The 24,150-nt window shown below is 38.8% G+C and carries 23 protein-coding genes and 2 tRNA genes; 12 read left to right on the forward strand and 13 right to left on the reverse strand.

From position 1 onward, the window contains the following. Positions 1 to 86 precede the first annotated feature (86 nt). Positions 87 to 171: transfer RNA gene (locus tag I6F42_RS02290), tRNA-Tyr, on the reverse strand. A gap of 49 nt (positions 172 to 220) precedes the next feature. Further along, a tRNA-Tyr gene (locus tag I6F42_RS02295) sits at positions 221 to 305 on the reverse strand. A gap of 112 nt (positions 306 to 417) precedes the next feature. On the opposite strand from I6F42_RS02295, the gene I6F42_RS02300 reads away from it, so the two are divergent. The 3 genes from I6F42_RS02300 to I6F42_RS02310 all read left to right on the forward strand — a co-directional run bounded on the left by I6F42_RS02300 (position 418) and on the right by I6F42_RS02310 (position 2,538). Further along, positions 418 to 945 (forward strand): VC2046/SO_2500 family protein, encoded by a 528-nt coding sequence (locus I6F42_RS02300; protein WP_010555085.1) that lies wholly within the window; start codon positions 418 to 420, stop codon positions 943 to 945. Between the two features lie 179 nt (positions 946 to 1,124). Further along, positions 1,125 to 1,427 (forward strand): DUF6172 family protein, encoded by a 303-nt coding sequence (locus I6F42_RS02305; protein ID WP_002961433.1) that lies wholly within the window; start codon positions 1,125 to 1,127, stop codon positions 1,425 to 1,427. 193 nt (positions 1,428 to 1,620) lie between these two features. Further along, a complete protein-coding gene (locus I6F42_RS02310; protein ID WP_024598317.1) occupies positions 1,621 to 2,538 on the forward strand; it encodes a diguanylate cyclase in 918 nt (305 codons plus the stop codon). Between the two features lie 74 nt (positions 2,539 to 2,612). On the opposite strand, the gene I6F42_RS02315 is transcribed toward I6F42_RS02310, so the two are convergent. From I6F42_RS02315 to I6F42_RS02325, 3 genes are all read right to left on the reverse strand, one after another. Then, on the reverse strand, positions 2,613 to 3,092 hold the full coding sequence (locus tag I6F42_RS02315; RefSeq protein WP_010555087.1) for a YchJ family protein: 480 nt from the start codon (positions 3,090 to 3,092) through the stop codon (positions 2,613 to 2,615). A 38-nt stretch (positions 3,093 to 3,130) separates the two neighbouring features. Further along, positions 3,131 to 3,565, reverse strand: a complete 435-nt coding sequence (locus I6F42_RS02320; protein ID WP_007583705.1) for a SulA-like leucine-rich domain-containing protein — start codon at positions 3,563 to 3,565, stop codon at positions 3,131 to 3,133. A 297-nt stretch (positions 3,566 to 3,862) separates the two neighbouring features. Next, the gene (locus I6F42_RS02325) at positions 3,863 to 4,327 is read right to left on the reverse strand and encodes a tetratricopeptide repeat protein (protein ID WP_197150676.1); all 465 of its coding nucleotides are present in this window, start codon (positions 4,325 to 4,327) and stop codon (positions 3,863 to 3,865) included. 118 nt (positions 4,328 to 4,445) lie between these two features. Here I6F42_RS02325 and I6F42_RS02330 point away from each other — a divergent pair, with 118 nt between their 5' ends. After that, the gene (locus I6F42_RS02330; RefSeq protein WP_010555089.1) at positions 4,446 to 5,738 is read left to right on the forward strand and encodes an NCS2 family permease; all 1,293 of its coding nucleotides are present in this window, start codon (positions 4,446 to 4,448) and stop codon (positions 5,736 to 5,738) included. Positions 5,739 to 5,813: 75 nt separating this feature from the next. Here I6F42_RS02330 and I6F42_RS02335 read toward each other — a convergent pair whose 3' ends face one another. Next, entirely contained in the window at positions 5,814 to 6,572 is a 759-nt protein-coding gene (locus I6F42_RS02335; RefSeq protein WP_197150680.1) for a hypothetical protein, read from the reverse strand. Positions 6,573 to 6,896: 324 nt separating this feature from the next. Between I6F42_RS02335 and cysB the strand changes: the two genes are divergently transcribed. Continuing rightward, on the forward strand, positions 6,897 to 7,874 hold the full coding sequence (gene cysB / locus I6F42_RS02340) for an HTH-type transcriptional regulator CysB (RefSeq protein WP_002961670.1): 978 nt from the start codon (positions 6,897 to 6,899) through the stop codon (positions 7,872 to 7,874). Between the two features lie 77 nt (positions 7,875 to 7,951). Here cysB and I6F42_RS02345 read toward each other — a convergent pair whose 3' ends face one another. From I6F42_RS02345 to pabB, 3 genes are all read right to left on the reverse strand, one after another. Next, complete coding sequence (locus I6F42_RS02345; RefSeq protein ID WP_197150704.1) at positions 7,952 to 9,328, reverse strand: L-serine ammonia-lyase; 1,377 nt, start codon at positions 9,326 to 9,328, stop codon at positions 7,952 to 7,954. A 101-nt stretch (positions 9,329 to 9,429) separates the two neighbouring features. Beyond that, the gene (locus tag I6F42_RS02350) at positions 9,430 to 10,005 is read right to left on the reverse strand and encodes a CoA pyrophosphatase (RefSeq protein ID WP_197150707.1); all 576 of its coding nucleotides are present in this window, start codon (positions 10,003 to 10,005) and stop codon (positions 9,430 to 9,432) included. Positions 10,006 to 10,011: 6 nt separating this feature from the next. Further along, entirely contained in the window at positions 10,012 to 11,370 is a 1,359-nt protein-coding gene (gene pabB, locus I6F42_RS02355) for an aminodeoxychorismate synthase component I (protein ID WP_197150709.1), read from the reverse strand. Positions 11,371 to 11,525: 155 nt separating this feature from the next. On the opposite strand from pabB, the gene I6F42_RS02360 reads away from it, so the two are divergent. From I6F42_RS02360 to I6F42_RS02380, 5 genes are all read left to right on the forward strand, one after another. Continuing rightward, a complete protein-coding gene (locus I6F42_RS02360) occupies positions 11,526 to 13,052 on the forward strand; it encodes a fumarate hydratase (RefSeq protein ID WP_007583843.1) in 1,527 nt (508 codons plus the stop codon). 427 nt (positions 13,053 to 13,479) lie between these two features. After that, positions 13,480 to 14,520: a Glu/Leu/Phe/Val dehydrogenase gene (locus tag I6F42_RS02365; RefSeq protein WP_010555094.1), complete on the forward strand. Its 1,041-nt coding sequence runs from the start codon at positions 13,480 to 13,482 to the stop codon at positions 14,518 to 14,520. 136 nt (positions 14,521 to 14,656) lie between these two features. Next, positions 14,657 to 15,295 carry a chloramphenicol acetyltransferase gene (locus I6F42_RS02370; RefSeq protein WP_197151118.1) on the forward strand — a complete coding sequence of 213 codons (639 nt, stop codon included), beginning with the start codon at positions 14,657 to 14,659 and terminating at the stop codon, positions 15,293 to 15,295. Between the two features lie 165 nt (positions 15,296 to 15,460). After that, positions 15,461 to 16,285 (forward strand): M90 family metallopeptidase, encoded by an 825-nt coding sequence (locus I6F42_RS02375; protein ID WP_002961680.1) that lies wholly within the window; start codon positions 15,461 to 15,463, stop codon positions 16,283 to 16,285. Between the two features lie 105 nt (positions 16,286 to 16,390). Beyond that, the gene (locus I6F42_RS02380) at positions 16,391 to 19,570 is read left to right on the forward strand and encodes an amidohydrolase family protein (protein ID WP_010555096.1); all 3,180 of its coding nucleotides are present in this window, start codon (positions 16,391 to 16,393) and stop codon (positions 19,568 to 19,570) included. Between the two features lie 41 nt (positions 19,571 to 19,611). Here the strand turns inward: I6F42_RS02380 and I6F42_RS02385 are convergent, their stop codons facing one another. Continuing rightward, positions 19,612 to 20,184 (reverse strand): TetR/AcrR family transcriptional regulator, encoded by a 573-nt coding sequence (locus I6F42_RS02385; protein ID WP_010555097.1) that lies wholly within the window; start codon positions 20,182 to 20,184, stop codon positions 19,612 to 19,614. Positions 20,185 to 20,288: 104 nt separating this feature from the next. On the opposite strand from I6F42_RS02385, the gene I6F42_RS02390 reads away from it, so the two are divergent. Continuing rightward, positions 20,289 to 20,765 carry an HPP family protein gene (locus tag I6F42_RS02390; protein ID WP_010555098.1) on the forward strand — a complete coding sequence of 159 codons (477 nt, stop codon included), beginning with the start codon at positions 20,289 to 20,291 and terminating at the stop codon, positions 20,763 to 20,765. A gap of 31 nt (positions 20,766 to 20,796) precedes the next feature. Here the strand turns inward: I6F42_RS02390 and I6F42_RS02395 are convergent, their stop codons facing one another. Continuing rightward, the gene (locus tag I6F42_RS02395) at positions 20,797 to 21,138 is read right to left on the reverse strand and encodes a hypothetical protein (RefSeq protein ID WP_002961684.1); all 342 of its coding nucleotides are present in this window, start codon (positions 21,136 to 21,138) and stop codon (positions 20,797 to 20,799) included. A 150-nt stretch (positions 21,139 to 21,288) separates the two neighbouring features. On the opposite strand from I6F42_RS02395, the gene I6F42_RS02400 reads away from it, so the two are divergent. Next, positions 21,289 to 22,041, forward strand: a complete 753-nt coding sequence (locus I6F42_RS02400; protein WP_010555099.1) for a Nif3-like dinuclear metal center hexameric protein — start codon at positions 21,289 to 21,291, stop codon at positions 22,039 to 22,041. Between the two features lie 81 nt (positions 22,042 to 22,122). On the opposite strand, the gene I6F42_RS02405 is transcribed toward I6F42_RS02400, so the two are convergent. Both I6F42_RS02405 and I6F42_RS02410 read right to left on the reverse strand, forming a co-directional pair. Further along, a complete protein-coding gene (locus I6F42_RS02405; RefSeq protein WP_197150717.1) occupies positions 22,123 to 22,887 on the reverse strand; it encodes a YdcF family protein in 765 nt (254 codons plus the stop codon). Positions 22,888 to 22,942: 55 nt separating this feature from the next. Continuing rightward, positions 22,943 to 23,830 (reverse strand): LysR family transcriptional regulator, encoded by an 888-nt coding sequence (locus I6F42_RS02410; protein WP_002961689.1) that lies wholly within the window; start codon positions 23,828 to 23,830, stop codon positions 22,943 to 22,945. Positions 23,831 to 24,150 lie beyond the last annotated feature (320 nt).

Raw genomic sequence — 24,150 nt, forward strand, 5'->3', positions numbered from 1 at the left:
GAATATAGGAATATAGGAATATAGGAATATAGGAATATAGGAATATAGGAATATAGGAATATAGGAATATAGGAATAGTAGAGAAGTGGTGGAGGGAGCTGGATTCGAACCAGCGAAGGCTGAGCCGTCAGATTTACAGTCTGATCCCTTTGGCCGCTCGGGAACCCCTCCACACTAATTTTATTGCATTTGGCCCCACTTAACTTAGCGGTAAGAAAAGTGGTGGAGGGAGCTGGATTCGAACCAGCGAAGGCTGAGCCGTCAGATTTACAGTCTGATCCCTTTGGCCGCTCGGGAACCCCTCCAATGCAACGGCGCTGATAATAGCAAATTGCGTATTTAAGTAAAGAAAAAAGCTAAAGAAAATTGAAATAAAGCCGATAAATATCTATCAGTTACCACAATCGGCTAAAGACTATGCAAATAGATGATTTGTTAATCACAGAGAGTCAGTTAAACAGTAGACTCAATAATAGTGTGCATGAAAATCGCCGTGGCGAATTTGCACTATTATTAGCGATGCTGTCACATGACGCACTCGACTTTAGTCAATTTCATTTACCAAAAACTGAAATAGATAATTTAGTTATAGAAGAAGAGGCGTTAAGAAAGCAATTTGGCGCAGGTCCAAAGCAACTTTTAGCCCCTGATGAATATAATATGTTGGTTGGACAATTTAATGCATCATTAATATCTCAAGAAGGAGCGCGCTGCGGTATGACAAGTATTAAGTTAAGACAATGCTTAAGCCCTGAACCACTTGCGATTAGAAATGATGACAAGCATATTCCACTTAATATAATAGATAACTGTGAGCTTGCCGTCAGAAGAAGAATTAAAAGCGAACAAACCCAACTAGCTAATCCCCCTATAGATGCAGCTGCTTTTTACGACAGCCTTAATAATGATGCATTACACCAACCACTTCAGCTCATTGCGGTGTGATATATGATTGTAATAATCACCAGTTAATATATGCTTTATAACGGGTCTGCTTTATATATTTGCTAATAATTGATTTAATGAAAAAAAAGCATCCAAAAATTAAATGCAATTGCTATAATGGCGTCAAATGGTATGACATGAAATGCCATTATCATTAAACCAAGGTAATTAGGAACGTAATGAAGAAAACATTCACGCTAAATCACGAGAAAATCAAATACCCTCGTATGGTTGATGCTGCAAAGCACGAAGTGAAAAAATATTTGAAAAGAGAGCGTAATAAAACGCTACCTGAAGATGCTGACTATTGGGCATTTGACTGTAAGTTTGGTAACACAGCTGAAGATGCGCAAGTTGTGCACGTTGCTGAATTAAGTAACCAAATTGGCGAAATTGAAAAGCAAGGTTTGACCTCTTTCTATGTAGAGATTTTAGCTCGACCTGCTCAACGTCAACAGTTAGATTTAGATGATGACGAATAACACTTAATTTAATTAAGTGTTCGAAGTTTTAAAATGAGCCCAAGTGGCTCATTTTTTGTTTTTATGCATTAAAGATTCACCATAAATCATTTTTATTAGTAACTAATAAGTAGAATTTTAATTTATTAACATTTGCATAACAAAATGTAGTGATATAGGGTGTGTTTAATTAAAAAAACAAAACAGTTGTACCATGCCGATAAATTACTCTGACCACCAATTGAAATTAAGCTTAAAGAGCTCTAAGGTACTTGTCGTTGACGATCAGCTATTAAGCTTAATTGTATTAAAAAAAATATTATCAGAGCATTTTAGTGTAACAACAACGAGCTGTGGTGAGGATGCGATTGAAATTTGTAAACATAATCCGCCAGATATAATACTACTCGATATTAATATGGAAGGAATGAGTGGTATTGAAACATGTCTAAAATTAAAAAATATATCTGAAACACAAGATATCCCCGTTATTTTTGTAACCTCATCTGAAAATCAAGAAGAAGAGTGCTGGGAAGCAGGGGCTGTAGATTTTATAAAGAAACCAACTAACTCGGAAACTTTATATAGAAGAGTGCGCGCCCATATTACGATGAAACTGCAACATGACTTACTCAATCAAAAAGTATTTCTAGATGATTTAACAAAGGTATTCAATCGTCGTTATTTTGATGCGCATTTTTCTAAAATGGAACGAAGCGCCTTACGAGAAAAAGTCGACTATGCACTATTACTCATCGATATAGACTACTTTAAGCAATACAACGATCTTTATGGTCATGTGCAAGGCGATACGGTTTTAAACCTTGTTGCACAGACTATTACTAATAGTTTGCAAAGGCCAACCGATTTTGTTGCGCGTTACGGCGGCGAAGAGTTTGTAGTTGTTCTACCGCATACAAGCACTGAAGGTGCGATTTGTGTTGCTGATAAAATTAAACAAAATGTGGTCGATTTAGGAATATTACACAGATATTCAGAATATGACTTTGTGACTATTAGTATTGGCGGTGCAACCCTACAACCGTACGTAAATAACAAAAACACCTTGCAGATCGCAGATGAAAAAATGTATGAGTCCAAAATGCAAGGTCGTAACCAAGTGTGTTTTTAAGTTTAGCTAGCTAATAAATCACTTTGCCACTTAAAAACACCTTGTAGGTGATAAATATTAAATAAGATTATTTATTACACGCTATGACATTTTTTGTACTTTTTATTGCTACCACATGGGCAGTCATCATTTCTGCCCACTTTAATATCTTCAACAGGATATATAGTGCCATCTAAATAACGCCATTGAGTGTTTTCTTTAATAAACTGCGATTTTTCGTGAAGCTCACAAAATAAGTTTTGATAAAAATATTGGGCTTTAAATTCTACAGTGCCGGTATCTCCATCATGGCTTGACCCAATTACATCAAGATTTATAAATCGACAGCTGTTAGCAAAATCATTGATTTCTTTAACCGGATTTTCAGCTTGTTTTTCTTTTGCGTAGGTTTGATAAACATATTCTGCATTTTTAATAACATAAGCACTGAATCGTGAGCGCATAAGTTGTTCAGGAGAATCAGCTTGCTTAACAGATAAGTGAAGCGGCTCGCAGCAATCAGCATAATTGTGCCCACTGCTGCAAAAACATAATGTGGTATTGAGTGAAGTCATAATAATAATACAAAGTCTAAAACATTAGTTTAACAAGCTTATTGGGCGAGTGATATCTCTGTTGTTTGAGACTTTTTAGTAAAACAGTATAGTTTTGTATTCGTTTTACTTAAATCGAACGATAGATTCGTAAGTAGTTGGTTATTAACTATATCGGTCCAGGTAATTACCGCTGCAAAGTTTCCGTTATGTAATGCAGAATTTAATACATACTCTAAATTTACTAGGTGCTTCTGTCTAATAACAAGTAATTTACTTGTATCAATAGAGCATGAGTCAAGTAAAGCTTTGCTAGGTACGTGATCTGGAGCAATTAGTAACGTCCATGCATTAGAGCTATTGTATTGGTGTAATACTTTTAAAAGCTCAAAGGTCGCTGAAATTTCATCTTCAATTTGAATCAAATTCACGCAATCGCTTTGCTCATCTTGTTGGTAACTTTTAACTGTTCTTACGGTAATAGGCTGTAACATAATTTCACTCACTGGGTTTTTATACAGTATTCATATACAGTAGTTTATACAGTGCTTTCGTGCAAGCCTTTTATGCTATTTATTTGTACAGTTATTCAGCTTTTGATCATTGTTTTTATTTTTTAATTTATAATTCTTTATTAATCAGGTTGTTATAGGGTTGTTTTTGAGGAGGTATTCTAAAAATAAATTTTTGAGCAGTGTCTTCATTTTGGGGTTTTATACTGTATAGGATTATCTTTGTAACCATATACAGTATTTTTTTACACTGCATACAGTACTTCTATCATAGTTAGCTTATGTGTTTTCACTCGTGCGAGGGATCATATGAGAAAACTGGAGTTGGTGGATTTGTTCGTACAAACTTGCCGCATAACATTGAGCATCTTTAAATCGCTTAGTTTCGATATGTTTGCGTATATCTGTAACCGCTGCAGTGGCAGGGGCGTACCCTTGGCTACTTGCTAAGCTTAACCAAGCTACAGCATGAAATACACTTTGTGGCACGCCTTCACCTTTCACAAAGAATAAACCTAAATAAAACTGTGCTCTATGGTTTCCCGCCATTGCAGCAAGTCGCATGCATTTTGCAGCCAATGGAGCTTGATTATTTTTTAAATAATATAGGGCTTTATTTAACGTACTTTGCTCATCTTTTTTATTATCAACGGGCACAGAGGTATTTTCGGGTTGAGTAACAAAACCTAAAATATTATCTAGCTGTTGCTCTAAGTCTTGCTCACAAGGTGTTGTTTTAAGCATATCGGTTCATTTATTATTTTAACTACTTTAACAGTTTAGTATATAGCAAGGTAAAATGTCCTGTAAAAGATAATTTTTATGTTAAAATCTCGCCACTTTTTACTATCACAAGTTTATTATGTTCGAAGCCTTATTTAAACTGAGCGAAAATAATTCAACAGTTAAACGCGAATGCGTTGCTGGCCTAACTACCTTTATAACTATGGTATACATTGTATTTGTAAACCCGGCTATGCTCGCAGAGGCTGGGATGGATCAAGGGGCTGCATTTGTAGCGACATGTATAGCAGCTGCAATAGGCTGTTTTATAATGGGTTTATGGGCTAATTATCCATTAGCATTAGCGCCTGGTATGGGACTAAATGCCTTTTTTACGTATGGTGTCGTATTAGGAATGGGTTATACCTGGCAAGCCGCGTTAGGGGCTGTATTTATGTCGGGTTGTATATTTTTGTTTTTAAGCTTATTTAAAGTCAGAGAGTGGATTATTAATGCCATACCTCTGGTGCTCAAGCGAGCAATCGCAACGGGTATAGGTGCTTTTTTAGCATTAATTGCCCTTAAAAATGCAGGCATTATAGTCTCAAGCCCGGCAACATTAGTGCAGTTGGGCGACATTACTTCTCCAGGACCGTTATTGGCTATATTGAGCTTTTTTGTAATTGCAGCGCTTTTATACCGCGATTTTAAAAGTGGCGTGCTTATTAGTATTTTATTAGTGACTGGCATTGCTTTAAGTTTGGGGCTTGTTGAATATCACGGTGTTATGGCTATGCCACCATCAATAATGCCTACTTTTATGCAGCTAGATTTTGCAGCCGCTTTTGATATATCAATGATGAGTGTTATTTTTGCTTTCTTGTTTGTCGATCTTTTTGATACTTCGGGTACATTAGTTGCGGTAACTCAAAAAGCAGGTTTAGCTGATGAAAAAGGTAACATGCCTCGTTTAGGGCGCGCATTAAGTGCTGACAGCTCAGCAACAATTGCAGGTGCGATGCTAGGTACGTCTACGACTACATCGTATATAGAATCGGTTGCTGGTGTATCTGTTGGCGGACGTACTGGCTTAACAGCTGTAGTTGTAGGCATTTGCTTTTTACTAATGATGTTTTTTGCACCGCTTGCACAAATGGTACCGGCTTATGCTACGGCAGGCGCTATTTTATATGTCGCTGTTCTGATGCTGCAAAATTTAAAGTTTGTAAACTGGGATGATATGACCGATGCAATTCCTGTTACTGTGGTATTACTAATGACACCATTAACGTTTTCGATTGCGCACGGTATTGCACTTGGTTTTATATCTTATACGGCGGTTAAAGTCTTGTGCGGTAAGCAAGATCAAGTCAGTATTAGTGTTTGGATATTAACAGCCTTGTTTGTTTTCAAGTTTGCATTTTTGTCTTAATAGCTAATAAAAAACACAAAAAAGCCTGCACAAATTTTAATTTGTGCAGGCTTTTTTAATGCTTTTATAAAAGCACTACCATTTCTTTTTAGGAGCAAACAGTATATCTAAGTCGTCTTGCTCTTCCTCTGTTTTCTTTTTAAGTGCGCTTGCATTAGAAGCTCTCAGTTCAACACTAATTGCCTCTAAGTAACCCTCAACTTCCAAGCGTTTTGAAGTTACGTATTCATCAGAGTAGGTGACTGCACTGAGTGTCGCCTGCGCTTTTTCAAAGTACTGTCTTGCAGAGCCAACCATACTGGCTGAGCGGGCAGATAGGCCCCGTTTTATTTGGCTTTCAATATTAATACGTAGTTGTAGTTTTTCGAGGCGTTTATCTTCTAAAACAAAAATTTGGCTATCAATACGACCTTTATTATGTTCAGAGCGTAAAATTGAGCGCAATTTTTTGATGCCTTGAATTAGGCCAACAAGTTGTTTGTCATTATTGGGTAACGTTAGGGCTTCATTGCTGTTGTCTAGAACTGCATTGGTGAGGTGCGTTTTAGCCTCACCTAAGCGGCTTTTGAGTGCTTTGGATGTTGGCGAACTAGTAACCATCGTGTTTAATGCTTCGTAAATACGGCGTTGCAATACACGGATTATATTTTCAGAAAGAGGTATATTGGCACTATTCATTAGTGCTTCTTCTGTTTCTTCTATTATAGCTTTTTGTTTTGTTAGCTCTTTGCGGCGTTCCGCTTCTTGTTTTTCTTTGTGTTGTTGTACAGCACTTACCCAAAGTGCAATCACAATCAATGCAACTATAAGTACTATTATAATAGAAACGATCATGGTGTAATTCTCGGATATATAACCTAATTACTTAATCTTACATTAAATATACGTTAACAGGGTAGCTTTGCGCCGATTAACTTGAAAAATATACCAAAAAATTGATAGGTTGAGCTCTTTATAAACTGCAGTAAGCCTAAGGACTTATAAACTTGAGCTGAATAATCATCGCTACCTGAAGCATATTTATTATGCTAGCCTTGAACTCTAATCAGATAATTGCACACCTAAAGACCTAAAGTACTATTTTACGTAAATAACACTTGGTTTTAAGCGGTATTGCCTTTATAAATAATATGAATAATAACGTTAAAATTTGCAGCCATGAAATTACAACAACTCAGATACATCGTAGAAGTACAAAATCATAAATTAAATGTTTCAGCGACTGCTGAGAGTTTATTTACCTCGCAGCCAGGAATTTCTAAACAAGTACGCATGTTAGAAGATGAGTTGGGTGTGCAAATTTTTGGTCGCAGTGGTAAGCATTTAACGCATGTAACCGGTGCCGGCGAAGATATTATTAATATTTCTCGTGAAATACTCTCTAAAGTAGAAGGTATTAAAGCCGTTGCTAATGAGCATACGCTACCTGATCAAGGTAAGTTAAATATTGCTACAACACATACCCAAGCTCGTTATGCTTTGCCTAACGTAATTCAAGGGTTTATGAAAAAATACCCTGCGGTATCGCTTCATATGCACCAAGGTACTCCACAGCAAATATCGGATGCTGCAGCACGCGGTGATGCTGATTTTGCTATTGCAACAGAAGCACTGCATTTGTATTCAGATTTAGTTATGCTGCCTTGCTACCATTGGAATCGCAGTATTGTTGTCGCTAAAGACCATCCGTTGGCTAAAAAGGCAAATAGTTTAACTGTGGCTGATATTGCTCAATATCCACTCATTACATATGTATTTGGTTTTACGGGCCGTTCAGAGTTAGATAAAGCGTTTAGCGCACACGGGCTTGAACCACACATTGTATTTACCGCAACCGATGCTGATGTTATAAAAACATACGTACGACTGGGTTTAGGCGTTGGTGTTGTTGCTTCAATGGCCATAGATCAAGTGAGTGATACCGATTTAGTGTGTATTGATGCAAGCCACTTATTTGAAGCTAGTACGACCAAAATTGGTTTTAGAAAGGGCAGCTTTTTGCGTACTTATATGTATGATTTTATCGAACGTTTTGCACCGCACTTAACTAAAGAGCGAGTAGAGCGAGCAAGCTTATTGCGTAACCAAGATGACGTAGATAAGTTATTTGCAGATATAGAGTTACCCGTTAAATAATGTCACTACATTAAACGAATAATAAAAAAGCCGCCTATTTTAAAAATAGGCGGCTTTTTCTTTTTATAGCGAGCTGATTAACATTCGATAATATTAACAGCCAATCCACCGCGAGCGGTTTCTTTATATTTAGTTTTCATATCGTTACCAGTTTCAAGCATGGTTTTAATCACTTTATCAAGCGATACCTTTTGCTCGCCACTGCCACGTATAGCTAAACGTGAAGCGTTAATTGCTTTAATAGCGCCCATTGCATTACGTTCAATACACGGTACTTGTACTAAGCCACCAACAGGGTCGCACGTCAGGCCTAAATTATGTTCCATACCAATTTCTGCTGCGTTTTCTACTTGGACAACATTGCCACCAACAATTTCTGTTAATGCGCCTGCAGCCATAGAGCACGCAACGCCGACTTCACCTTGGCAACCTACTTCGGCACCCGATATAGAGGCATTCTTTTTATATAAAATACCAATAGCAGCAGCGGTTAATAAATAACGCGTGGCTATATCGCGGTCTACTTCTTTTACAAATGTGTGATAGTACATAAGGACAGCCGGTAAAATACCCGCAGCACCATTAGTTGGGGCGGTAACTACACGGCCACCTGCAGCGTTTTCTTCGTTTACGGCAAGGGCAAATAAATCAACCCAGTCCATTGCACGAAGCGGGTCGTTACTGACCTCTATATTTAGTTTTAAGTATAAGCTGGGCGCACGGCGTTTTACTTTTAAGCCGCCAGGTAAAATACCTTCGGTGCGCATACCACGGTCAATACAAGCCATCATTACTTTCCAAATATGGAACAATGTATCTTTTATTTCGTCTTCAGTGCGCAGTGTTTTTTCGTTTTTCATCATCAAGGTAGAAACACTAAACCCAGACTCTTTACACATCTCTAGTAGTTCTTTTGCGCTACCAAATGGGAAAGGGGCTGGATTTTCTTCTCTAATATCGAGGGCCGCCTGTTTTTCGTTTTCAAACTCTTCGTCGGTAACAATGAAGCCACCGCCAATAGAGTAATATACTTTGCTGTAAACTTTTTCGCCGTTGTTTGAGGCGATAATTTCCATTGCATTAGAATGCTTAGGCAGTGTTTTACGACGATGAAAAACAATAGCACCTTGTTTTGGAAACTTAGCTTTGTGTGTTTTGTTTAGATAAATAACCTGATCTTTTTCGATGGTTGCTAAAATGTCGTCGACTAAATCGGCATCAATTGTTTCAGGATCGTAACCGGCTAAACCAAGAATTACGGCTTTACCCGAGCCATGGCCAACACCTGTTTGACCCAAAGAGCCATAAAGCTCTACTTTAATATCGGTAACATTTGCTAATAATTGTTGTTCTTGTAGGTCATTAACAAATAAGCGTGATGCGCGCATTGGGCCAACGGTGTGTGATGACGAAGGGCCAATACCAATGCTAAACATATCAAATGCACTGATCATAATGTGTGTCTCTACTTTGTTTTATCAGCACGAAGCTGCTCTTTGAACGGTCGAGCATGATAACGTGGAATTGTGATTGTGTAACTACTAATAACGAAGATTTAAACTGGTAAGGCGAGTTGTTTTGTAAAGTTTTTTATAATGCTTGCCGTCGCACCCCAAAGTAAACCATGCGGCGTTTTAAAACCTTGCAAAATAATCGTTTTCCCAAATCGTTGAAAAGGTAAGGGTTGCCAGTTAGCTTCGTTATTTAATTCAGTAACAGAGAGCAAAAAGCTCGCTTGTACTTCATTATAGTCATTTTCCCAGGTGGTGTTTTTTTTGAGTAAACCCACATAGGGGCTAATACTAAAACCCGTTAAGGTTGAATACTCAGGTAAGTGACCTAATACATTAACGTTGCTTTGGGCAATATTTAGCTCTTCTTTTAGTTCGCGAAGTGCTGTGGTGCGAAGGGTAATGTCGCTTACTTCAAACTTGCCTCCGGGCAAACAAATCTCCCCAGGGTGATGGTGTAAATAAGTAGGGCGTTTACACAGTAAAATATGTGCATGGTTATCTATATCAATAATTGGCAGCATAACAGCGCTAGCGCGTTTTTTACGTGTGTCTTTTAACTGATTTGGCGCAGCTGTAGGGCTTAACAGAAACCGCGCCATAATGTGTTCACTATTCAAAACGACCTACTGTTTTAATAAAGGGAGGATTTTATTTACTTTATCGTAAGTTTCTTGATATTCCAATTCGACTTTAGAATCAGCGACTATTCCGCCGCCTGCCCAGCAGTAAATTTGCGCTTTGTGGCACACCAAGGTGCGAATAGTGATACTCGTATCCATATTTCCACACGCACTTAAATAACCAATTGAGCCACAATAAATGCTGCGGCGATGCGGCTCTAGTTCTTCAATTATTTCCATAGCTCTAATTTTGGGCGCACCGGTGATTGAGCCACCCGGGAAAGCCGCTTTTAGCTGATCGACCGCTGTTTTACCTTCATCAAGTTCTGAGGTTACCGTGCTTACTAAATGATGCACTGCCGGAAAGCTTTCAATAGCAAAAAGGGAAGGGACGTGAACGCTGCCTGGTTTTGCTACTTTGCCTAAGTCGTTACGCAGTAAATCAACAATCATTACATTTTCAGCGCGATCTTTAGCTGATGCTGCGAGTATTTGCGCTTGGCGTTGATCCTCTAGTGCATCTGCTTTTCGCGGCAGTGTGCCTTTAATTGGCTTGGTTTCTACAACGTTATTATTTACAGATATAAAGCGCTCAGGGGAAATTGATAAAATAGCCCCTTGAGGGTGATTTATAAAGCTTGAAAACGGCGCTTTATTTGCCTCACGCAGTTTAATATAAGCTGCCCAAGGGGAGCCTTCAAACTGAGCGTTAAAGCGCTGCGCTAAATTAATTTGGTAACAATCGCCACTTTTTAAATACTCCTCAATTTGGGCAAACTTTGCAGCGTATTCCGTTTCGCTCATATTTGATTGCCAGTCGCTGTTTAGGGCAAAGGACTGCGTATTAACTTGGGAGTTAGGGTGTGTATTTAAGTATTGCTCATAAAGCGCTAATCGATCGGTGTTTGGCTGCGATACATAAAACCAGCTTTGTTGCTGCTTGTCGTAAATAAGGGCATCTAAGTAAAGGCCAATAGCCATTTGGGGAAGATTAATATCTTCGATAGCACGAGTGGGGATGTTTTCAATTGTACGGCCTAGGTCGTAGCCAAAGTAGCCAAGCCAGCCGCCGTTAAAGGGTAAATCGTAATCGGCTTTTGTTTTATCAAGATGCGAAAGCTCATTATTCATAATTTCAAAGCAGTTATCACTACTTTCTATATTATTTAAAAAGCTTTTATTATTTTTTACTTCAAGGGTACTTTGCGGCTCAATGGCAACAATATCAAAACGGCTGTTTATATGATTACTATTTGCAGAATCTAATAGAATTGCATAAGGCAAATGTGAAAAATGCGCAAAAACGTCAATGCAGTTTTGTGTTATGCCTAATTTAATACAATTTTTTTTATTGTTTAGCATTTACTGCCCCTTTAAGAACTGGCTCGAAACGGGCTGGGAGGGTATCATAAGTCAAATTTTTTGGCAGCACTAAGCTGTAAAAAACAGTGCAAACCACCGTCACCGGTTTGATTTAGATTACGCGACAACGCGTAACGGTAACTTAAGGAACCACTATGAGTACAATTTGTCAGCAAGACTTTATTGATAGCATTGAAGATGCATTGCAATATATTTCGTTCTATCACCCACTCGATTTTGTTCAAGCTCTCGAAAAAGCTTACAACAAAGAACAAAGTAAAGCGGCTAAAGACGCCATTGCACAAATTTTAATTAACTCACGCATGTCGGCTGAAGGCAAGCGTCCACTTTGCCAAGATACCGGTATTATTACCTGTTTTGTTAAAGTAGGTATGGATGTTAAGTGGGATAAAACAGATTTAACCGTTCAACAAATGGTTGATGAAGGTACTCGTCGTGCATATTTGAATCCAGATAACCCTTTACGTGCATCTATTGTTGCAGACCCTGCTGGCACGCGTAAAAACACGAAAGATAATACGCCTTCGGTTGTGCATATTGATTTAGTAGCGGGCGGTAAAGTAGAAGTAATGGTTGCGGCTAAAGGCGGCGGCTCTGAAAACAAAAGTAAAATGGTTATGTTAAACCCGTCAGATGATGTTGCTGAATGGGTAGAAAAAACACTACCAACAATGGGTGCTGGTTGGTGTCCGCCAGGCATGCTAGGAATAGGTATTGGTGGTACGGCTGAAAAAGCGGCAGTAATGGCTAAAGAGTCGTTAATGGACCCGGTTGATATCCATGAACTAATGGAACGCGGCGCAGAAACGACTGAAGAAAAGCTACGTTTAGAAATTTTTGACCGTGCTAATAAATTAGGTATTGGCGCACAAGGCTTAGGCGGTTTAACAACGGTTGTTGATGTTAAAATTAAAACAGCACCAACGCATGCGGCTTCAAAACCTGTAGTAATGATCCCAAATTGTGCGGCAACTCGCCATGTACATTTTACACTTGACGGTTCTGGCCCTGCTAATTTAAAAGCACCTAAGCTAGAAGATTGGCCACAAGTAACATTTGAAGTGGGCGAAGGAACACGTCGTGTTGACTTAAATACACTGACTAAAAAAGATGTTCAAGAATGGAAAATGGGCGAAACTGTTTTACTTTCGGGCACTATTTTAACAGGTCGTGATGCAGCGCATAAACGTCTGCAAGATATGATCAATTCAGGTGAAGGTTTACCAAAAGGCGTAGACTTTGATAATAAATTTATTTATTACGTTGGTCCTGTTGATGCGGTACGCGATGAAGCAGTTGGTCCTGCTGGCCCTACAACGGCAACTCGCATGGATAAATTTACCGATATGATGCTAGAAAAAACAGGCATTGTAGGCATGATTGGTAAAGCTGAACGTGGCCCTGCAACTGTTGAGTCTATTAAAGAGCATAAATCTGTTTATTTGATGGCTGTAGGCGGCGCAGCTTACTTAGTATCTAAAGCGATTAAAAAAGCACGCGTAGTTGCTTTTGAAGATTTAGGTATGGAAGCTATTTACGAATTTGAAGTAGAAGATATGCCAGTGACCGTTGCAGTAGACAGTGAAGGTGCTAATGCGCACACACAAGGCCCTGCAATCTGGAAAGCTAAAATTGAAGAGCTTGATAGCAAGCTAAAATAACGTACGTTATGTTTTTAAAAAGCGAGCCTAGTGCTCGCTTTTTTGTTTTTTAAATAGAGTCATTATCAAGCTTACAGCTCTGACCAGTTTGCGAAAAAGCTCGCTTTTTACTGGAAACCTATAGGCAGCAATACGTGGCGGGCAAGCAGCACTTGTATATTAAACTTTACACGTAATCGCTTTGTTACGTTCACGTAAACGTAAGTTGATGTGGTTGTTCTATTTATAGCTTTTAAAACTTACAAATGACGATTTTGTGAATTTTTTATCTATACAATAGTTTTAATCCGGTTATTTAATTTAAGCTTGATGTTTTCATTGGTTTTATCTTCTGCGAGTATAGCGAACTCGAATATGAAGTGATAAAGTCTCGGCAATTTCCAGCGCGCATACCCTCTCACGGGTTAACTATTTCGGAGTATTTTAAGTGGCTGTGTTTAATCGAGTTGAATTTGATAACCATGAACAAGTGGTTTTTTGTTCTGATGAAGAGTCGGGTTTAAAAGCAATTATTGCTGTACATAATACTAACCTAGGTCCTGCAGTTGGTGGATGTAGAATGTGGGATTATGCGAACGACGAAGATGCTGTTTACGACGTGCTACGTTTATCAAAGGGCATGACTTATAAAAATGCAGTGGCGCGCTTACCCTTTGGTGGCGGTAAATCTGTAATTATAGGTAATGCGAAAGAAATTAAATCTGAGCAATTATTCCGTGCATTTGGCCGCCAGTTAGAGCGATTAAATGGCAGCTATTACTCAGCAGAAGATGTAAACATCACATGTGCTGATGTAGCTATTATGAATAAAGAAACTAATTACGTACTGGGTCTTGAAGGTAAAAGTGGTAACCCATCGCCATTTACAGCATACGGTACGTTTTTAGGAATTAAAGCAGCGCTACAGCATCAACGTGGTCATCAAGATTTTGCAGGTGTGAAAGTGGCTGTTCAAGGTTTAGGTGCTGTTGCATATGGTTTATGTAAGCATTTAGCCGATGCGGGCGCTGAGTTGTTTGTAACTGACATTAACCAAGTTGCAATTGATCGCGTAGTTAATGATTTTGGCGCGACTGCGGTTGGCATTGATGACATTTACGACTTAGATGTTGATGTTTATGCACCTTGTGCATTAGGTGCAACCGTTAACGATTTAACGATACCGCGTTTAAAAGCGACTATTATTGCAGGCTGTGCTAACAATCAGCTGGCAGAATCTCGCCACGGTGAAGTTATTCGTGAAAAAGGCATTTTATATGCACCAGATTACGTAATTAACGCCGGTGGTATTATTAATGTTTATTATGAAACAGCGCCAGATGGTTACAGTGCAGCAGCGTCTAATAAACATGTTGAAGGTATTTTTAATACGTTAACTGAAATTTTTGCTCGCAGCGAAAAAGAGCAAAAATCAACGCATTTAATTGCTGACGAATTAGCCCAAGAGATCATTAAAAACGGTCTGTGATCTAAGTTCTAATTTATATAAGGGTGTGCAATTGCACACCTTTTGTTTATCTGTAAGTTAATGCAATTATTACTGAACAGCGGTACACTTTATTTTTAATTTTGTGCGGCAAATTATGACTCCCTCAACTTCTCTCATGCAGCCTATCGATTTAGATAATTGGCCTAGAAAGCAACACTTTGAATTATTTAAACACTTTTCTCAGCCTTACTTTAATGTGTGTGTGCGTTTAGATGCTCAAGCACTTTACGACTATTGCAAAAACAATCAATTTTCTTTTTTTCAAGCGTATGTATATTGCACCTTAAAAGCGTGCCATGAGTACGATTCAATAATGCTACGTATAATAGATAATCAACCATGGTTACTTAATAGTGTTCGCGCAAGTGTGGTTGAGTTGTCTGAAAACGATACGTTTGTTTTTAGTTATTTTAACAGCACAGGCGAGTTTAAAGAGTTTGCAAATCATGCAAGTGACGTAAGCAAAAAAGCGAAATTACAGCCGTTATTTTCTGATGCATTTGCCCAAACAGAAGGGCAGGCAGATTTAATTCATATATCTGTTTTGCCGTGGCTGAATTTTAGTGCGTTTTCGCATGCATTTAGTGAAGGGCAGAGTTTAGGCATTCCTAAATTTGTATTTGGTCAGTTTGATAAACACACAGGCACAATGCCTTTAGCTATCGATGTACACCATTCATTAATGGATGGTTTGCACGTAGCGAAATTTATAAACACATTGCAGGGTACATTTGACACTTTTTGCAAAGGTTAACTTTAAACACATCAGTAACGGCAGTGCAAAGCAGTAAACAATTTATAAGTAATCTATAAGCAATGCGATGTGAATTACTTTATATTCAAATACATAACCTTGTATGCTTGAAAAACACGTCTGCTGGACATATTTATATACCATACCTTAGCTCAGGAAATCCCCATGATAAATGGACTGTTAATTGTTGTTTTAATTCTTTTTGTGGTGATTTTCTGGCGTTGGCCATCAATTCAAAACCGATTATGGCGCAGTAAATATAAAGACTTTGCTTTAAATTCGCAGCAAAAAGATATTTTACTGCGTTGCATGCCCATCTATAAAAAAATGACTGACGCCGACAGAGAAAAATTAGAGCGACACATTACGTGGTTTTTAAACGAAAAACGCTTTGTCGGTTGTGATGGCTTAAGGCTAACGTCTGCAATGAAGTTAATTGTTGCCGCCGATGCGTGTGTATTAGTACTTAATAAACCGTGGCCGTTATATAGAAATGTAAAAGAAATTTTATTATATCCAAGTGCTTATTATGCTCCGCAATCAACTCGCGATAGTGCAGGACTTGTGAGTTACCATAATACGGTAAGACTAGGCGAGTCATGGCCTGGCGGCACACTCGTTTTAAGCTGGCATGATGTACTTGAGGGTAATCGTTTACCAAGTGATGGACATAACCTGGTATTTCATGAGTTTGCGCATCAACTCGATCAAGAAACAGGTAAAACAACGGGCACACCCATTTTAAAAAGCTCAGCAGATTACAAAGAGTGGGGCCGAGTATTTAGCCGTGCCTTCACCCAGTTAAAAAGCCATGTTGCCTATAGCATGCCGCATGTTATTCACAGCTATGGTGCGACTAACGAAGCTGAGTTTTTTGCTGTACTCACCGAAACCTTCCTCGAAAAACCCGCAGAGCTTCGCCGATACGATCCTGAAATTTACAGTATGCTAGTTAATTACTATCAATTTGACCCTATTGTTTGGCATTAAACCTACATAAACCGCGCTTTATCATATAACGCTGGCAAGTTGCGTTTGTTTTTGTTGCAATCATGTGAAATAGTTTTTACTGCAACAATAACAAGCGAGAAACGCATGAAAAAAATGCTTCATACAGTATTGGCGCTGTCGGTGTCATTAGCGATAGGGCAGGTAAATGCCGCTGAAAAAGACGAACAAAAATGGCAAGTAGATTCACCTAAGGGGCAATTTGTTGACGCTGCAATTAGCGTTGATCAGGGCACATGGATGAATATAGATATTAGCCCTGATGGTAAAACCGTGGTGTTTGACTTACTTGGCGATATTTACACTATGCCAATGAGTGGTGGTACAGCTACAAAGCTCACCTCTGATATTGCATGGCAAATGCAACCACGCTTTAGTCCTAACGGCAAAAGTATTGCGTTTACCTCCGACCAAGGTGGTGGCGATAACATTTGGATAATGGACTTAAATGGCGAAAACCAACACGCTGTTACCGATGAAACCTTTAGATTACTAAATAGTCCTGCATGGAGTCCTGATGGCGACTACTTAGTTGCGCGTAAACACTTTACAGCTAGCCGCTCATTAGGTGCCGGTGAAGTGTGGTTGTATCATAAAGCGGGTGGCAAGGGTGTGCAGCTTACAAAACGCGAGAACGATCAAAAAGATTTAGGTGAGCCAATGTTTTCACCTGATGGTCGTTATGTATACTTTTCGCATGATGCAACACCCGGTAAAACCTTTCATTATTCAAAGGATTCTGTAGCGGGCATTTATAAAATTAAGCGCTACGACCGTGAAACGGGTGAAATTGAAACCATAATCGATACGATGGGCGGTGCCATTAGGCCTACACCATCACCAGATGGTAAAAAGCTTGCTTATATAAAGCGTGATGATTTTCAAACTAGTCTTTATTTATATGACTTAACCAGCGGTGAGCACACTAAGCTTTACGATAAGCTTGAGCGAGATATGCAAGAAACCTGGGCTATTCATGGTGTATACCCAACCATTGCATGGACACCCGATAATGAAGAACTGGTATTTTGGGCTGGTGGCACAATTCACAAGCTAGATGTTGCAGACAAATCTGTTAAAACCATACCTTTTAAAGTGCAAACAAGTAAAAAAATTCAAAAAGCGGTGCGCTTTACACAAAACTTAGATACTGATGAGTTTGATGTAAAAATGCTGCGTAATGTGCAAGTAAGCCCAGATGGCGAAACTGCAATTTTTGAAGCGCTTGGGCATATTTATAAACGTGATTTAGAGTCAGGTAAAATTAAGCGTTTAACAAAGCAAACTGATCATTACGAATTATTTCCACAGTACTCTCGCGATGGTAAAAAAATAGTTTACACCACATGGGATGATAACAAACAAGGGTCTGTAAGAGTGGTTTCTGCGCGCAGTGGTCGTGGCGATACAATTACTAAAGAGCCCGGGAAATATGTAGAGCCTACGTTTAGTCCCGATGGGAAAACGGTTGTTTATCGAAAAGCCACTGGCGGCAGTATTTTAAACCCTAAGTGGTCACTTAATCCGGGGGTTTATAGCGTAAGCGCTAAAGGCGGTAAAAGTGAGCTTATTTCAAAAAGTGGTTATCAACCACAATTTGGAGATGCAAGCGATCGCGTTTTTATAATGAGTCCTTGGCCAAAACCAACGCTTAGCGTAGTTGAGCTTGAAAGTAAAAAAGTTCGTAAACTGTACGAGTCAGAGCATGCGACAGAATTTAGAGTATCACCAGATGGGCAATACCTCGCTTTTGCTGAGCGATTTAAAGTATTTGTAACCCCGTTTGTACAAAGTGGTAAAACAACTAATATTGGGCCTAAAGACAGTCAATTTCCAATAGAGCAGTTATCGGTACGTGCTGGTGAAAACATTAGCTGGAGTGCTAAGAGCAACAAACTTTATTGGACATTAGGGCCTGAGCTTTATCATGCAAGCCTTGAGGGGATGTTTGCCATTAACAAAGCCGAAGATGCCGACTTTAAAGTGAAAAGTGGCGATAATATCGGTTTCAGTAAAAAAATGGCAGAGCCTAAAGGTATGATTGCGCTCACTGGTGCAAAAATTATAACTATGGATGGCGAAAAGGTTATTGAAAATGGTGTAATTATCACTGATGGTAAGCATATTAAAGCAATTGGTACAGCCAGCGATATAAGCATTCCTAAAGGTGCTGAGGTTATTGATGTAACAGGTAAAACTATTATGCCTGGTATTGTTGATGCTCATGCACATGGCTCGCAAGCAAGTGACGAAATTATACCTGAGCAAAACTGGAAAAACTTTGCAGGTTTAGCGCTAGGTGTTACTACAATTCACGATCCATCAAACGATACCTCTGAAATATTTACCGCAAGCGAAATGCAAAAGGCAGGCATGATTGTTGGCCCGCGTATTTTCTCTACCGGTACTATTTTATATGGCGCAAATATGCCAGGTTATACGTCGCATATTGACTCGTTAGACGATGCTAAATTTCATTTAGAGCGCCTTAAAAAAGTAGGGGCGTTTAGTGTTAAATCGTATAACCAGCCACGCCGAGAGCAGCGCCAACAAGTTATTGAAGCAGGTCGTGAACTTGAAATGATGGTTGTCCCTGAAGGTGGCTCATTATTACAACATAACTTAAGTATGATTGTAGATGGACACACAGGTATTGAGCATTCAATCCCTGTAGAGCACATATATGACGATATAAAGCAGTTATGGTCGCAAAGTGATGTTGGGTATACACCAACACTTGTAGTGGCTTATGGAGGCATTTGGGGTGAAAATTACTGGTACGATAAAACTGATGTGTGGAATCATCCGCGTTTAAGTAAATTTGTGCCAAAAAATCAATTATTACCGCGCTCTATGCGCCGCATTAAAGCGCCCGATCATCACTATAATCACTTTAATAACGCACGCGTTGCTGCTGAGCTGCAAGACCTAGGTGTATTAGTTAACTTAGGTGCTCACGGTCAGCGTGAAGGCTTAGGTGCACACTGGGAGATGTGGATGTTTGCACAAGGCGGAATGACAACGCTTGAGGCAATACGTGCTTCAACACTCGATCCGGCTAAGTATTTAGGGCTTGATAAAAACGTAGGCTCGCTTGAAGTGGGCAAACTGGCTGATTTAATGGTTATAGATGGCGATCCGCTTAAAGACATTCGAGATTCGGATAAAGTAGATTACACCATGATCAATGGTCGCTTATTCAATGCCGAAACAATGAATGAAGTAGGTAAAAAAGAGCGCGAACCACTTTATTTTGAAGAACTGTAATTTATTTTAAACTTTTTAAAGCGGCTACATAGCCGCTTTTTTTAGCTTTGTATTATGTGTTTTAGCAAAGCAGTGCTTGGCATAATAAGTGGTTGAGTATGCATGACACGTGCTTGGCATATAAGCCCTTCCTTTAGAGTAAATAATGTTTGTGCGACATTTTCGGCTTTAGCTTTATTATTTTTTAGCTGAGGAGTGGCAAGTAAAGAATTCAATATAATTTTAAATACAGCTTGTTTATGTGCCTTACACTGTATTGCAATAGTATGCGCTGCGAGTGGATATTCTGCTGCTGCGTTTATGAAGAAGCATCCATTAAAATCGCCCAATTCCGGCACTCCACTATTAAACCAGCTCTCTAAACCTTTAAATAATCCATTCGCAACGTCAAGGGCGCTTTGTTTATCACAGACTTGTTCTAGCCAATTATTAAAATTTTTATCACGTGTGGCTAAGCAAGCAAGTATTAGCTCATCTTTGCTTGCGAAGTGATTATAAAGCGTTTTTTTAGCGATACCTGAAACGGCTAGAATTTCATTAATACCCACAGCATGTAAGCCTTTGCTATAAAAGAGATTAAGTGCTGTTGTAATAATTTGCTCTCGTTTATTCATAAAACCCCCTAAATATTAGCTGAAAGGTATCTTGACATAAGTAGACAGACTTGTCTATCATTGCCAGGTAGACAAGTCTGTCTGCTTTTATTTAAGGATGTAGCATGAATATTGAAGATATTAAATTAGCCTGTGTTGCTGGCTTTTTTTCAGCGCTAGTATTGGGTTTTTTATCTTGGCTGAATAATATTGGAGGCTATGGACTGTGGTTAATGGCACCTTTTGGCGCAACGGCAGTACTTGTATTTGGCATACCAAATAGCCCATTAGCACAACCAAAAAATGTGATTTTTGGTCATCTTTTAACAGCATTTGTGGGGATCGTTTTTGTAACCTATGTTGGTGACGGGAGTGTATCTATTGCATTAGCCGTTGGTTTTGCAATTACACTCATGATGCTTACTAAAACAGTGCACCCTGCGGCGGGTGCTAACCCTATTCTGATTATTGTATCTGGACAAAGTTGGGACTTTTTAATTATGCCAGTATTAGTCGGGACGATGTTCATTGTTATTTGTGGCTTTGCTGCAAAGTGGTTACTGTCTTCCACGGTAAATCGCGCACATAAAAAAACCGCTTAACGCGGTTTCTTTTAAAAATCATAAATGTTGATTAAACAACACCGCGCGGTAAGCGACAGTCATGATCTTTACGAGCTAAAATTACAATCCAAAGTTCTTCCGCTGTGTAACCTTCTTCGTTTTCGGTAACAACAGTGAATGGCGCTTTTTTCTGTGCTTTAACAGGCGCAGCTGCTTTTGGTTTTTTCGTTTTAGTTGTTTTACCAGAGTTTAACTTTTTAGTAAGCTCTGCTACGTCAGCTAGGCGTAAATTTTTACCGCCATCAATGCTGTACCAACCAGGTTTAGTTGTGATTTCAGGTTTTTTACCATTGGCAGTTTCGTACGCTGCTTCAAAGGCAGATAACACTTCTGTTTTGTCTAGTTTGCTCATCAGAGACCCTATACGTTGTGAACACAGATAAAGAAGAGGTATTTATACCTATTTTAAAACGGTTTTTCAATTTTTTGCGATTTTCCTTCCATTTTAAGGCTATAAACGCCAAAATTTGCACAAAATTTAGTGCTAAGTAAGGTAAGTTATATGCAACGTAGAGAATTTAACCAACTCCTAAATGACATTTTAAAACCTCAATTAATTAAAGATTTTTGCCCAAATGGCTTACAGGTCGAAGGTAAAAACGAAATTAAAAAAATTGTGACGGGCGTAACCGCAAGTCAAGCATTAATAGATGCTGCCATTGAGCAACAAGCAGATGCTATTTTAGTTCATCATGGATTTTTTTGGAAAGGGGAATCCCAACCAATAACGGGAATGAAAAAGCGTCGTATAGGTGCGTTATTAGCACACGATATTAATTTATTTGGCTATCACTTACCACTCGATATTCATCCAGCAGTTGGCAATAACGCGCAACTAGCAAAATTATTGGATATTGAAATTGAAACAGGGCTAGAGCCAACTTCAAATAGCGTAGCAATGAAAGGGCGTTTAAAAACACCATTAAGTGGTGAAGATTTTGCAGATAAAATTGCAAAAGTGCTAAATCGAACCCCGCTCACAAGCTTAGTACGTTCAACAAAAATTGAAACCATTGCACTGTGCACCGGTGGTGGGCAAGGGTATATTGATTTAGCTGCAGAGCAAGGCATTGATGCTTATTTAACCGGTGAGGCATCGGAGCAAACAATTCATAGTTCTCGTGAGCAAAACATTGATTTTTTTGCCGCAGGACATCATGCAACAGAGCGCTATGGTGTAAAAGCTCTGGGTGAGTTACTTGCTCAAGAGCATGGTTTTGATGTGACATTTATAGACATAGATAACCCAGTTTAACTAGGCTATCTATTAGTTAACCTGAACGCTACTTGAGATAGATTTTATTATCCAGAGTTCAGGTTAGTTAGACGAAATGAGTTACAGCGCCTCTGGATCTATCCAGCGGCGCAAACTTATCCATGTGTTTCCTACTACTTCGTGACTGTATTGCGTAACCACTAGTAAGGCATGAGCATTGGGAATAAACTGTTTGCTCCATGGAAGTGCAGCAAAATTATGATAATCAGTGGCTGCGGTTATGACTTCAATACCTTGAGCATTAAATAAGTCTTTTGCGCGTGGCATGTGCAGTACAGATGTTACTAGTGCAACCTTAAAGTCGACTAATTTTGATGCCAGTAACTTAGCTTCTTCACCTGTATCCATTGCTTTTGGGTTTTGGAATATACGACTCTTATTAACACCTAAACTAATTGCCGTTTGATACATAAGCCCGCTATTAGTGATATTTTGATAGCCCCCGCCTGAAACTATAAGCTCTGCATTAGGGTAGTGCTTTGCTAGCTTTACACCTTCTACTAAGCGCGTTAGTGCACAATTACCTAATTGATTATTAGCACTGAGTGCTGGGTTTGGATTTATATCGCAACCTAGTACAACTATTTTTTCTATTTTTGGATGCTTTAGGGTATTAAATGCAAGCGACGCAGGTTCATTATTTTGGATAATTAAATTGGCGATAAAGGGTGTGCTCAATGCAAGTAATACAATTAAGCTTAAAGTAGATAAGAAGAGAGCTGATTTGCGGCCTTTAAATGCGAGTAGGAGCATCAGGCACGCAAATAAACCAAATAGAGGCAGTGGCATAAGTAAGCCACCAATCATTTTTTTAATAACAAACATAAGAGTAATATCGCTGTAGAGTTAATTACAGCGATATTACTCATTATATTGATGATTATCGACCGTTATTTAGCTTACACGTATTTAAAAAGTGACGATAAACAGGGTTATCTTTCATGTCTTTTTTCATCGCTAAATACATAGGACGAGTAAGGCCAAGAGCGCCCAGAGGAATTGATTTAATTAAGCCTTGGCTTTCATAAGGTGTAACTAGCCAATCAGGTAAAGCGGCAACGCCCATGCCGGCACTTACTAGTTGAAAAATAAGTAATCCTTGGTCAACCGTTTTTAACGTACCGTCAAAACGTGCATTTTGAATGAAATGCTTAAATATATCTTGGCGTTCACGCGGGATAGGGTATGAAATAATAGTTTCGTTTTTTAAATCAAGCGCTGTTACATACGCTTTTTTAGCAAGTTCATGATCCGGTGCCACAATAAGCTTCAATTTAAAATCAAATAAGTGCGCGTATTCTAATGTGTCGGGTTCACGTATGTCAGATGTTAAAACTAAATCGAGCTCATCGCTTAGTAAGTCAGGAATAGCGTCGTAACTAAAGCCGCGCTCGTAATCAATTTTTATATCAGGCCAAAAGTTATTAAATTCTTTAATAGTAGGCAATAACCAATGAAAACATGCATGGCATTCCACACTTAAACGCAGTTGAGAAATAGGCTGATTTAAGCTTTCTTTCAAACGGCATTTAGTCGCTTCCATTTTTGGTAATATTTCGTGAGCTAACTCAAGTAATAGCATTCCCTGAGGGGTAAAGCGGACTGGTTGAGTTTTACGCTCAAATAATTGGCAATCTAATTTATTCTCTAAATCTTTGATTTGATGAGATAAAGCAGACTGTGTCAAAAATAACTCTCGTGCCGTATTAACCAAAGATCCTGTTTCTTTTAGGGTTGCTATGGTTTTTAAATGTTTAATACCAATCATCTTTAAAAATTCTCATGGGAAAAGTGAGTTCAGCTCAGATTAACCACATACTACGCCTATACAAAAAACGTTTCAACGTCTAGATGGCTAAAAGTTTGCGATTTATTGCAGTTTGTTGCTATGAATCGCGAAAATATTAAAATTAGTAACGGTAAAAGTCATTCAAAAACTGGTTTGATGAGTTTTAGATGAGTTTGCTTCATGTTGTATTTTAAGTATATCGATTGCGGTGTGCTTCACCTCAGTGTGAATTTTGACTATATAAATAACTGTGTGGGGTGGGGAATGGTTACTTTAGGTTGTGGTTTAAAAACTAAAGT

Origin of the sequence: Pseudoalteromonas sp. SWYJZ12 (assembly GCF_015864395.1) — a bacterium.
In the GTDB taxonomy this organism is placed as follows: domain Bacteria; phylum Pseudomonadota; class Gammaproteobacteria; order Enterobacterales; family Alteromonadaceae; genus Pseudoalteromonas; species Pseudoalteromonas arctica.